The organism is Paenibacillus hemerocallicola, assembly GCF_006265175.1.
Lineage (GTDB): Bacteria > Bacillota > Bacilli > Paenibacillales > NBRC-103111 > Paenibacillus_AB > Paenibacillus_AB hemerocallicola.
Genome location: NZ_VDCQ01000033.1, coordinates 84003 through 96025, shown reverse-complemented (window position 1 = coordinate 96025; position 12023 = coordinate 84003). Strand labels below are relative to the sequence as shown.

Below are 12023 nucleotides of genomic sequence, written 5' to 3'. Positions count from 1 at the left end.
GGTTCGGCGGCGCTATAAGGTTCAAATCAACACTATTGTGCGATTCTGATCTACTCTTTGCCACCGAACCTCCATTTACCGTCGGCTTCACTTTTCCCCCAACCGTTATCGGTTAGGCTGAATTTCGGTAAAATAGTCGCGTACGAGCTGCTGCATCGTCTGCGGAAGCTGCGAACGGTCAAGCGAACGTGTCGCCTCCGCCTCATATTGGCTGTACACGTCCTCATACGGCCGCGATGCGCCGTCCATTGCGGGAGCGGAACCTCCTTGGAGGATGTCGCCTCCGCCGCTCCCGGCGGGCCCGGCATCGGATTCGGGGTTGCCCCCGCCTGTCGGCGTGCGCGGCGTGTTGACCAAGCCGCGGGAGCCGTTCCCGGTGCCCCCGGCCAAGCCGCCCGCACCGGAGCCAGAGCCGGAGCCAGAGCCTGTTCCGCTTCCCGCACCTGCACCGGAGCCGCTGCCCGCGCCTGAACCGGCACCACTGCCGGCTCCGCTGCCAGCTCCGCTCCCGGCGCCCGCTCCCACGCCTTGCCCTGGCGCCGCGCCGCTCCCGGGCGGCTGTCCGCCGCTGCCGGGCGACGCTTGGCCGCCCGCCTGGCCGGCTGCGGCTGCCGCGGACGCCATGCCCGCGGCCATGCCGTTCGCGCCCCACGCGGGCGACACCGCACCGCCCTGCGCCATCATCTGCTGGGCCGCCTGCAAGCCGGCTTGGGCGATTTGCCCGCCCAGCTGCCCCGCTTGCATCGCCGCCATCATCTGCCCCGCCTGCGCGTCCATCGCCCCGGCCAGCGCGTCGCGGAGCGCCTGCGCCGCTTCATCGCTCAAGCCGCCGGCCGTGTCCTTGGCTTCGTCGGCAGCCCCGGCTAACGCCTCCTTCAGCTTCTTCTCGGCTTCCTCGTCAGACGAATTCGCCGTTTCGGCCAGCTTCTCCAGCGCCTCGGCAAGCTGCCGCTTCTGCTCCGGCGTCATTCGGGCGACTTGCTGCTGCAAGCCCTCCAACGCCGAGTCCATCCCTTGGCGATTTTGCTCGGCCAAGCTTCGCGCCAAGTCCTTCAAAGCCGGACTCGCCTCCATTTGCTTCACCCATTGCTCGGCCTGCTTCTGTTCTTTATTCCACTGCTCCTCTTGCTCCTTCAGCCGTTTCATCGACCGCTCCAGCTCATCCAGCGCTTCCTTGGCCGTATCGCTGTCGCGAAGCCCTTCCTCCAGCTTATCCAGCTCTTGCTCAAGCTTTTGCAGCTCGATGGGAGGCAACTGTTTGGCTTTCAGTTCTTCCTTCATTTGCTCCGCTTTGCCGGTTTGCTCGGCAATCCATTTGTCCGCCGCCTGCCGCTTCTCGATCACGCCGTCCATCGGATTCGGCCAAATGAGCAAAGCGGTCAAAGCCGCCAGCAAGCCGGCCAGCATGCCGAGCCGTTTCGGGTATTTCGGCTGAGGCAGCAACTTCCTCGCATCCCGCGCAAACGTCTCCGCGAATCGGACAGCCTCGTCCCGCTGCAGCCTGGCGATCGGGCTATCCGCCTCCCGGTGCGCAAGCGCCGTGCCGACCCGTTCTTCCAAGCCGCCTGCGCGATCCATTTCCTGCGCCGTTTCTTTGTCATCCGGCTTCCGGAATGCCGCCCACAAAAGGCCGAGCGCCATTCCGGCCGCCACGAGACCGAGCGCCGTATAGCGGTAATACGGGATCGGGACAAAGCGCCCGAGCACGGCCAGCAGGAGTGCCGCAGCGCCGCCGCCGAGCAGCCCCGACAGCGCGAGACGCACCGAACGCAGCCAGATCAGCCGTTTCCGGACGGTCCCGATATGACGCTGCAATCCTTCCTTCTGCATGGAAAGACACTCCTTTCGCGGGTGAAATCCCCAATTTGTTATCCCTTACCGTCTTTTCAGCCTCGGTCTCAGAAAACGGATGGCCAACAGTACGGACACTACGGACAAGATCACGTGAACCGGAATGAACAAATGCCACAGCTCGAGAGCGCTCCATGTCCCCCGGAAAAACTCCTGCGAGAAGTTCGGCTCGAATATGCTGATCATCGCCGCAAGCGGATTAATGGCGATTAAAAATCCCGATAGCTCCCGGGCTGAATTATTCGTCACCGACATGATGAATATGGCGGCCAGTCCGGTGAAAACGTACAAGAACAGCCCGACCCCATAGGTAACTATAAGCGAGACGACCGTTTTCTTCAGCAGCGTCGAGAACAGCACGCCAAGCGAGCCCAGCGCGATCATGACGAGCACATAAAACCCGAACACGGCGACCAATTGACCCGGCGAAATACCTCCGAACAAAAATACGATGCTGTAAACGGGCAACGTAGCGAATACGATCAAAAACATGAAGCTCAGCGCCGAGAACAGCTTGCTCATAATAATCGTCGTCGAGCTTTGCTGCGTAGTGAGCAAAATATTCAGCGTCTGCTTTTCTCGCTCTCCGCTTATGACGCCCGCGGTTAAGCCCGGAGCCATGAAACAGACGAGCACGAGCTGCGCTCCGCTCAAAAAGTAAAACAGCATGCGGCTGGACTCGGGAGTAAACCCGCGGCTGCCCCTGTTGTGCATCTCCATATAGATGTAGCCGAGGGCGAGCAGGCCGATGACGACCAAATACGCAAGCAGCGCCAGTGGAGAACGAATCGTGCGCATGCGCAGGCGAAATTCTTTCTCCAGAACCGGATTGATCCATTTTTGCCTCCAGTTCATGTCCGCACCCCTTTCGTAATCTCCAGGAAGACGTCTTCCAGATCGGTCTGCGCCTCGTTGAACGTCAACACTTTATAACCTCCGGATACGAGCAGCTTCAGCAGCTCCCATTGCTCTTCGTCCCGTCCGCCGAAATGGATATGAATGCCGAGCTCGTCGTGCAGGACGAGCGAGATGAGCGGCAGCTCCTTCAAAAAGGCGACCGCCTCCGCCTCCCGTTCCATCAACCGCAGGTGCAGTACACGGTTGGCCCGCATCCGCTGCTGAATATCATTGACTTTGCCTTGCGCGAGCAGCACGCCGTTCTCGATGACGCCGATTTCGTCCACCATTTCGGCCAGCTCAGGCAATATGTGCGAGGAAATGATAATGGTCTTGCCCATCGACTTCAGTTCCTTCAATATTTCCCGCATTTCGATCCGCGCGCGGGGGTCGAGTCCGGACGCAGGTTCGTCCAATATAAGCAGTTCGGGGTCGTGAACGAGACTCCGGGCGAGGCAAAGCCGCTGCTTCATCCCGCGCGACAACGAATCGACGTAAAAATCGGTTTTGTCGCTCAAATTGACCAGCTCGAGCAGCTGCGGGATCAGCTTGAGCCGTTCGGACCGCGGAATGCCGTAGCTGGCCCCGTAAAAATCCAAATACTCGGTCGTTTTAAAATTGTCGTATACTCCGAAAAAGTCCGGCATGTAGCCGATCAGCCGGCGCACCTCCTTCGGATGCTCGGTCACCTCGTATCCGCCGACCTTCGCCGTGCCGGATGTCGGAAGAAGCAGCGTAGCCAAAATGGACATCGTTGTCGACTTGCCCGCCCCGTTCGGTCCTACGAATCCGAACACGGTGCCTTTCGAAATCGACAGATCGAGTCTGTCCAGCGCCGTAAATTGGCCGTATGTTTTCGTTAGTCCGCGTATTTCGATCATTGCTTCTTTACAGCCCCTTCCGCACTCAGAGCCGGATAAGTAAACCGCCCGTTGTTTTGACTGTTCGTTACTTTCAATCGGATACCGTTTCCGCCCGTCAGCGCTTCCTTGACTTGATCGGCGTTCAATTCGGCCTGCGCCCCCTGCAAAGCTCCCCAGGACTGCGACTTCTCGTTCCACAGCTCGATCTTGAACTGCTGCTGGACGGCCATCGCCAGCGCCACCTTCGAATATTGCCAATCCGCGCGATCGGGCAGCCTATATACGAGCGTCATATCCCCGCTTCCCATTTCGACGCCTCCATTATAATAGGAGCTCATATGCGTCACATTGGACGATTCCGTATACGGTACGATGACGCCTGCCGGAACGAATACGCGGCCGTCCTGGGCGTAATCCGGCTTCATCTGCTGGACGAACAAGTCGATCCGCTCGGACTGCACGTCCTTGCCGTCGATTTTAAACAAATTTCCGCTCGATTTGGAAAAGCCGAGTATATACGGCTCCAAACGCTGGCCGTTGATTTGTCCGTTCCAGTTGCTCCTCGAAAAGCTGTTCAGCAGCGATCGTTCGCGCTGCATCATGTCCTGGTTTCCGGAATACGGGAATATGAGATTGCCCCATTGCGGGTCCTTCATTCCGACCGAGCCGCCCAATGACGCCTGGAACTGCTTCTTCTCGCCCGGCTTCATATCTCCGAGACGGTACCATTGCCCCCCGAATACTACGCCCGCCTCGTACAGCTCATTGTTCGTATTGTTGACGACCTCGCCTTTGGCGCCGGAAGCGTCAAAATTGATCGTGTAATCGAATTTGCCGACGTCGTTCAAAGCTTCCTGGGCTGCGAACGCTTTGCGGACAGACCAGAAAGGCACGTGCTCGAACGAGGCTACCGTCTTGTCCGGCTCGGAGCGGATAATCATCTCCGCATCCCCGGCTTGAAGCTGGCGGCCGTCATTGATCATGATCGGCGAAATGTTCCGTTTGCCGTTCCATTCCAGTTCATAGCTTCCGCCGCTCGGGACGAACACGGAAGATGCGGACATCCGCGAAGCGGTTCCCGTTCCCGACAGCTCGTTGACGCTTAGCGTTTGGGCCAGCGTGGAGCCCCGTCCGGAGGCGCCGATTCCGTAGATGATCAAGCTCGTCACGATGGCTACGGACGGTATGGCAAACCAAGCCCATTCGCGCCTGTCCATTTTCTTCAACACGACATACATCGCCGGAGCGACCAAAATCGCGTAAGCGAGAAACAACAGCGTCAATATGCCGTATGCCGGCGGGATCAGCTGTGGAAATACTTCCAACGCGTTATTCAGCTCCCACTGGCCGTCCTGCTGACCTACCCGGATGCCGCCGGCCGAAGGGGAAACGGATCCGAACAAGATCCTTTCCCATATCGCGGCGTTGCCGCTCCATGACGCGAGCGGCTGGAGAGCGAGATCATACGCGACATACGTTACCGCGCCTTGCCCCTGAGGCGACGCCACGACGAGCGGAATGCCATTTTCGGAGAAAAGCGTTTCGCCCGATTTAACGGCTCCCTTGGACACCGTAAACGGAGCGGTCAGCGCCAGCTCCTTGCCGGTCGATTGCACGAATTCGGTCAACGCCGATACGGTCGCGGTGCCGGCAACCGTCACCGGCGATATCGCGCCGAACGCGGAAGCCGTTTTCGCATAGCCCGCTCCTCCTCCCAATACGAGCTTGCCGCCCCGCTCGACCCAGGCTTGGATTTCTTTGACCTGTTCCGGCTTTAATGCATCGGTTGGGGCATCGTTGAACGCAATGACGTCCAGAGCGTCGAGCATCGCCGAATCCCAAGGGAAATCGCCGATCGCGAGCGGTGCGAGCTGCACCGGGTAGCCTCTTTGGTTCAACAGCGACAAGAAGTTGAGCGTATCCGGATCGCGGGCCAATACGCCGACCAATAGCGTATCCGGCGAAACCGGTCTCGTATCGATCGTCACCTTGCCCTGTACGAACGGTATCAAGTCACCCTTGTCCACCGATTGATCATAAAACTCGACGATATTGTTGTTCGCGTTCAGCGCTTTGCCCGGCAGCGTAAACCAGACGATTTTCGTACTCTGCTTCGGCAAATCCACATGCTTGGCGTAAACGACGGTTCTCCCGCCGTCGCCCGCCATGCGTACGGTCAAATCGCCGGACACGTCGTCCCCCGGATTCGTAATCGTCATTTTGACCGGGAACCACCGTCCGTCTTTCATCTTTCCGTCAATTCCGTGTTCGATGGCGATCTCGAGCGGCAGTTTCGCCGCATCCGCCTTTTTGCCGCCGAACAGGGACAATCCCGACCCCATCACGGCGATAATCAGCAAAATTCCGATCCAGCGGGCCCACTTCGCCCGTTTTTTGTCCCGAATGTCCACAACCGTTCCCCTTTCCGTTACGTAACAGATCTCCCTCATTATAGACGAACTCCATCTTAAAAGGTTACATAGGAGCCTCGCCCGGCCCATACAAAAAAAATCAACCTGCCGTAAGCGGAGGTTGATGGTTGATCCATTTTAGCAATGCCGTTATGCCGGCTTGCCGGTCGTCTGCGCTCTTTTCCATAAGAAGCCCGCGGCGATAACGATTACGGTCGTAATGACCGGAATGCTCCAATGCGCGGTGCCGTTATGATGAAGCACGTAATCCTGCATTTTCTCGTCGCTTACGAACATTTCTCCCGCGGTATAGCCCAATATGCCAGCGCCCGCGTATACGAGAATCGGAAACTTGTGCAGCAGGTTCATGACAAGCGTGCTGCCCCATATAATGATCGGAATGCTCAGCCCGATCCCGAGAATAATGACCGATATATCGCCTTGCGCTTTCGCCGCGATCGCAAGCACGTTGTCTAGACTCATGACGAGATCGGCGACGATGATCGTCCAGATCGCCTTGCCTAGTGAGGACGCTTGCTTGACATTGGCATGACTGTCGTCGTCCGCCAGCAGCTTGACTGCGATCCAGAGCAGCAGCAGCGATCCGGCCGCTTGAATATAAGGAACGGTAAGTAAATAGACGGCTACGACGGTCAATACGAGACGGAGTCCGATCGCGCCGAACGCCCCCCACCATATAGCCTGCTTCCGCTGGTGGATCGGCAAGTTTTTACTTGCCAGCGCGATGACGACGGCATTGTCGCCGCTAAGCACGATATTGATCAACATAATTTGCAGAAACAGTAAAAACCAATCCAACATAAGTAATCCTCCTGCCTTATCGCTGATATGTACGGATATCGCTCCGCTTCCGCGCCGGATGTATCGCAGCCGACACGGGCTCCCTACTATTAGATTATTGGAAGCTGTCCATATCCATACGGAATATTTATAAATCGCCGCACAAATTGGAAGCCTTATAATTTCCGATACCCTTAAAACAACCGGTCTTCTTCCGATTTGTCGTCGGGCTTGACGAGCATCGTTTCCGTTCCCGCGACCGCTGCGCGTATCGCCTCCGGAAGCCATTCCTCCATCCATTGCTCCTGCCTCTCGACTACTTTCAGGCTCGGATTCGTGGACGGCGACTTCGGTACGAACAGCGTACAGCAATCCTCGTATGGCAATATGGAAATCGGAAATGTGTTGATTTTCTCGGCGATCGGTATGATTTCCAGCTTATCCATCGTAACGAGCGGCCGAATGACGGGGAGCGTCGCAACGCGTCCGATTACGTTCATATTCGCCAGCGTCTGGCTTGCGACCTGACCCAAGCTCTCGCCCGTCACGATCGCTAGCGCCTCTCTCTTGTCGGCCAATTGCTCGGTAATCCGGTACATTGCGCGTCTCATCAGCGTAATGATCAAATTTTCGCGGCACGATTCCTTCAGCCTGGTTTGAATATCCGTAAACGGCACGAGGTGCAGGTGGATCGAGCCGGCATAATCGGCCAGCACCCTCGTCAAATCGATCACCTTCTGCTTGGCCCGTTCGCTCGTATACGGGTAGCTGTGAAAATGAACCGCTTCGACCCGCAAGCCGCGCTTCATCGCGAACCAGCCTGCCACCGGGCTATCGATTCCACCGGAGAGCATCAGCATCGCCCTGCCATTGCTGCCAAGCGGGAAGCCTCCCGGGCCGGGAACCGATTCCGAATAGACGAACGATTCCTGATGTCGCACTTCCACGCGGAGATCCACTTCCGGATTATGGACATCCACCTTCAGTCCGTCGAAATGCTTCAGCACATGCCCGCCGAGCATGCGCTGCAGCTCGAACGTTTCATGCGGAAACTGCTTGTTCACGCGTCGGACGCTGACCTTGAACGTATCGGGCCGTTTCTGCAGCCGCGTCATCGCGAGCAGCGCAGCCTCTTCCAGAGCCGCCATTTCTGGGACGGTTTTGATCGCGGGACTGAACGAAAGCAGTCCGAATACTTTGCCGAGCAGCTTCGCCGCCTCGGAATAAGACTCGCCGTTCAGCTCCACATACATTCTTCCGTAAGATTCCTTTTGAAGCGCCGCTTTCGTCAGAGGCTTCAAAACCCGTTTGATTTGCTGTACGATCTGGTTTTCGAACCGGATCCGGTTTCTTCCTTTTAACATGAACTCGCCAAAGCGAAGCAAAATAACGTCAGTTCTCACCTGAACCTCCTTAATTGATGCATCGCGCTCTCCATCGCATTCGCCAGCTTGTCGATTTGCTCCGGCGTATGCTCGGCGGAGAAGCTGATCCGCAGCCCGCTGACCGCCCGAGCATGATCCGCGCCAAGGGCAAGCAGGACGCGGCTCGGGCGATCTTCGCCGGACGAGCAGGCGGATTTGGTCGAAATATAAATATCGTGCTCCTCCAAAGCATGGACGAACACTTCGGATTTGATTCCCGGAGCGGAGAAATGAACGATATGCGGAGCCATCTCTCTTTGAATGTCGGACCCGTTATAAATTAACCCCGGAATACGTTTGGCATGGGTCAAAAACCGACTGCGCAGCCCCGTCATTCGCCTTGCCGCCTCTTCCCGGCTATCCGCCGTCATCCGGAATGCTTTGGCAAAACCTACGATACAAGGTACGTTTTCCGTACCGGACCGCAGCCCGTTCTCTTGTCCTCCGCCGATCAGCATAGGCTGCAGTTCGACGCCTCTCCTCCGGTACAACAACCCTGCACCTTTCGGACCGCGAATTTTATGAGCCGACGCGGAAAGCAAGTCGATCCCCCATTCGGCAGGATAAAGCGGAATTACGCCAATGCTTTGAACGGCATCGACATGAAACAGAACCCGCCGATGCTCCCGGAGCGCCCGTCCGATTTGTTGGACCGGCTGAATCGTGCCGACTTCGTTATTGACATGCATGACGCTCACGAGAATCGTATCGTCGCGCACCGCATCGAGCACAACGTCCGCGTGAACTTTTCCCGTGCTGTCCGGTCGGATGAACGTGACCTCATAGCCGATACTCTCCAAATATCGGAAACATTCGTATACTGAGGCATGCTCGATGGCGGTTGTTACGACGTGCTTGCCGCGGGTGGCGTATTTCAGCGCGGTACCGAGAATCGCCAGGTTGTTGCTCTCCGTGCCGCCCGAAGTAAATACGATTTCTTCCGGAGACGACCTCAGCAGCTTCGCGACATTTTCCCGTGCCTTCCTCAGCAATTTTTCGGCGTCGCTTCCTATCCGATGGATCGAGGACGGATTGCCGAAATGGCCGCCCATCACTTCGCCGACCGCGTCGATAACCTCGGCGTATGGCGGCGTTGTTGCACAATGATCGAAGTACAGCATGATGTAAGGACTCCTTTAACCTTCTCAACTGATACGCGAAGCGGGATAAACGGCAAAAAAGACGATCAATGCCGATAACGTAAAAGGCATTGATCGTATTGGTGCCGGCGGCTGGCATGCGCCGATCCGTCCATCGTTTGTCGGCCGTCCGGACTGTACGGGAAGGACTAACCGTACTGCTGCTTCCGTGACAGCACTTTATCCACATATTGCCGCGTTTCCAAAGGAAGCAGATGCAGCTTCTCCTTCAAATCGGCATCGGTTCGGATTCCGAGACGATCTACCCGCCCGGGGCCGGCGTTGTAAGCAGCTAACGCAACGCCTTCATTGCCGTTATATTTGCGGAGCAGGCCCGCCAAATAACGGGTACCCCCCTCGATATTTTGAGCCGGATCGAACGGATCGGTCACACCCATCCCTTCTCCCGTTCCGTCCATAAGCTGCATGAGTCCTTTGGCGCCGGAGGAGGATACCGCATAAGGATTGAACGATGATTCGGAGTGAATGACCGCTTTGACCAAAGACGCTTCGACGTTATGCCTATCGGAGGCCTCCTCGACAAGAGGATCGTACAGGCTCGGTCTGGCCGGGCCTAACGCCGAACGCTGCATGCTCTGGAGAGCGGCATTGGAAGTATAGGCCGAAACCGGCAGCGAGTATCCGCCGAGTCCCGACGCCGCACGATTGCCGGCCGCGGTTCCTTCGGCAACCGTTTTCCCGATCAGAGACTCGAGAAGCGCGGAAAAATCCCCCGCACTGTCTGTGGATGGATTGCGCAGAGACAACGGATCTGATGACGTTTGGAATTGCAGCCGTAGCAGTTGAGTAATCAATCTCGGATCTATGCTCATCAATAAAGCCTCGCTTCAACAATAGGTTCATGCTTATTGTACACCCTTTTGTGCCGGACGAACAGTCCGATCTTCCAATCGTTGCACACAATGGCTTCAGCAGCCCGGTACTTGCGAATATTGCCCGACCAATTGGCGCATAATGGTTGCATAATGACCAGCAAAGGGTGACACGCCATGTTCTTCGCTTGGATTAACCGTATCCATTTGTTGTGGGCTTTCGCGTTGTTGGCGGCTGCTCATGCCGTCCTGTACTACTCTCTGGGCAATTCCAATTGGATCATGCTGGCGATTTTGGCCGCTTTGGTCGATACCGGCATAATTGCCGTTATACAAACCGTTTCCCGTATGAATCGGGGGAAAGCGGACGAATGATCAGAAAAACGTCTCTCCGCACAAGGCGGAAAGACGTTTTTTAACGTTATACAATTAAATTTTCGGACCTCGACGTTTTTCTTATAAAAATCGGCTTCAAGTGTAATAAGGAACCAATACGTAATAAGAAAGAAGGGCGATACCTCCGATAACGGCAGACCATGTGCCGAGGGAACGGCTTCCCTGTACAAAAGCAATTATGCCGAGAACAATGGCGCCAAGCCCCATCAGTACCGGGTAAATAAACAGAGACGCAATCGCCAGCACCAGACCGATCCACCCGACGGTTTGTCCTCCGGTACGGGCGGTCGCTCCTTCCTCGGAGCGATATGCTTCGACATCCCGTTCTTCCGGACGATCCGGCATTTGGTTCGCAAACATCGGACCGGGAGCCGCCTCGGTAGCGAATTCCTCCTCGAACAACTCATCGTTCTTGTCCGGGTGCCGCTTTTCCTTTTTCTCGTCGTCTTTGTCGTAATATTCGTCAAATCGATCCACCGGAGCATTACCTCCCTTGTACGGGTTTGCCGTACCTTTGATTATTTCTGCTTGAACGTATGACAACAAGTAGCCGAAGCGGTTGGAGCATGGTCTTGATGATCGGAATCGAAGCTTTCTCCCGCAAATTCTTCGTCGAACTTCGCCTTCGCATGGCTATCGATCTCGATCATAATAGCGTCGGCGTGGCAATTGTTGTTTTCGCCCCAGAACGCGCAGTTCGATACGCTGCATTTCACCAATGGCTTTGCCATCGATCATCACCTCCAACTTCAAGGTTCCCGATCGTCGCTCCGCCTATCCGAGGAGGTGTTTGACAATCTCCGCATCTGGCGCCATTCGGCCATAAGTTTGCTCAAAAGAAAAAAGATGCGGTCAAGTCCGCATCTTTCGTTCGTTTCCGTTTCGTATTATACCCGATCGCCTTGCATTCTTTTCTGGGTAATGTAGTCTGTCTCGTAGTAAGACAAATCTTCGCGCAGCTCTTCGAATATTTTGGACAGCTCGATCGTCAAGTTGCGCGCTTCGCGGGTCGGCTTCTTGCGGAAGCGGATCGCGTCCTGACCGGTATAGGCATAACGGCCGTCCTCCGAGTAGCATTCGTTTTGCGGATAGAAGAAACCGTTGACGCAGTTATGGTAAATGTCGTACAACGTACGCTCGGCAAAGTCTTCGTTAAAATTCGGTCGGCGCAAGCTAACCCCCAATTTCTCGTACGAAACTTCGCAAAATACGAGCAGGTGACGCGTATCGGATAAGTACCCGCGATAAAATTCGTCCATTGCCGGATCGTTTTCCGTCAGCAGCTGCGGCAAGCTGTAATGGTTCAAGAAAAGCTCCATTTTGGCGATTGCTACTTTTAACTTCGTCCGGGTCGTTTCACATAAATTTTTCACTTGGCCCGTTGTCATATCGTTGACCTCCTCATATG

Annotated in this window: 12 protein-coding genes; 1 reads left to right on the top strand and 11 read right to left on the bottom strand. The window is 56.1% G+C overall.

Annotated features, from left to right (window positions below; translation table 11 throughout):
• Positions 1-105: 105 nt before the first annotated feature.
• The 8 genes from FE784_RS41050 to FE784_RS22090 all read right to left on the bottom strand — a co-directional run bounded on the left by FE784_RS41050 (position 106) and on the right by FE784_RS22090 (position 10219).
• Positions 106-1830, bottom strand: a complete 1725-nt coding sequence (locus FE784_RS41050; RefSeq protein WP_176706420.1) for a phage tail tape measure protein — start codon at positions 1828-1830, stop codon at positions 106-108.
• 45 nt (positions 1831-1875) lie between these two features.
• Positions 1876-2706, bottom strand: a complete 831-nt coding sequence (locus FE784_RS22120) for an ABC transporter permease (RefSeq protein WP_139604411.1) — start codon at positions 2704-2706, stop codon at positions 1876-1878.
• Positions 2703-3629, bottom strand: a complete 927-nt coding sequence (locus FE784_RS22115) for an ABC transporter ATP-binding protein (RefSeq protein ID WP_139604410.1) — start codon at positions 3627-3629, stop codon at positions 2703-2705. Before FE784_RS22115 ends, FE784_RS22120 begins: the two co-directional genes overlap by 4 nt.
• The gene (locus FE784_RS22110; RefSeq protein WP_139604409.1) at positions 3626-6061 is read right to left on the bottom strand and encodes a DUF7408 domain-containing protein; all 2436 of its coding nucleotides are present in this window, start codon (positions 6059-6061) and stop codon (positions 3626-3628) included. The genes FE784_RS22115 and FE784_RS22110 overlap by 4 nt, the downstream gene beginning before the upstream one ends.
• A 111-nt stretch (positions 6062-6172) precedes the next feature.
• A complete protein-coding gene (locus tag FE784_RS22105) occupies positions 6173-6844 on the bottom strand; it encodes a TerC family protein (protein WP_139604408.1) in 672 nt (223 codons plus the stop codon).
• A 173-nt stretch (positions 6845-7017) separates the two neighbouring features.
• Positions 7018-8226 (bottom strand): tRNA uracil 4-sulfurtransferase ThiI, encoded by a 1209-nt coding sequence (thiI, locus tag FE784_RS22100; RefSeq protein WP_139604407.1) that lies wholly within the window; start codon positions 8224-8226, stop codon positions 7018-7020.
• Positions 8223-9368 carry a cysteine desulfurase family protein gene (locus tag FE784_RS22095; RefSeq protein ID WP_139604406.1) on the bottom strand — a complete coding sequence of 382 codons (1146 nt, stop codon included), beginning with the start codon at positions 9366-9368 and terminating at the stop codon, positions 8223-8225. The genes thiI and FE784_RS22095 overlap by 4 nt, the downstream gene beginning before the upstream one ends.
• Positions 9369-9535: 167 nt before the next feature.
• Positions 9536-10219, bottom strand: a complete 684-nt coding sequence (locus FE784_RS22090; protein ID WP_139604405.1) for a lytic transglycosylase domain-containing protein — start codon at positions 10217-10219, stop codon at positions 9536-9538.
• Between the two features lie 177 nt (positions 10220-10396).
• Here FE784_RS22090 and FE784_RS22085 point away from each other — a divergent pair, with 177 nt between their 5' ends.
• Positions 10397-10594 (top strand): hypothetical protein, encoded by a 198-nt coding sequence (locus tag FE784_RS22085; RefSeq protein WP_139604404.1) that lies wholly within the window; start codon positions 10397-10399, stop codon positions 10592-10594.
• A gap of 96 nt (positions 10595-10690) precedes the next feature.
• Here the strand turns inward: FE784_RS22085 and FE784_RS22080 are convergent, their stop codons facing one another.
• From FE784_RS22080 to FE784_RS22070, 3 genes are all read right to left on the bottom strand, one after another.
• A complete protein-coding gene (locus FE784_RS22080; RefSeq protein WP_139604403.1) occupies positions 10691-11092 on the bottom strand; it encodes a hypothetical protein in 402 nt (133 codons plus the stop codon).
• 41 nt (positions 11093-11133) lie between these two features.
• Complete coding sequence (locus FE784_RS22075) at positions 11134-11346, bottom strand: DUF1540 domain-containing protein (RefSeq protein ID WP_139604402.1); 213 nt, start codon at positions 11344-11346, stop codon at positions 11134-11136.
• A gap of 156 nt (positions 11347-11502) precedes the next feature.
• Positions 11503-12003 (bottom strand): YpuI family protein, encoded by a 501-nt coding sequence (locus tag FE784_RS22070; protein ID WP_139604401.1) that lies wholly within the window; start codon positions 12001-12003, stop codon positions 11503-11505.
• Positions 12004-12023 lie beyond the last annotated feature (20 nt).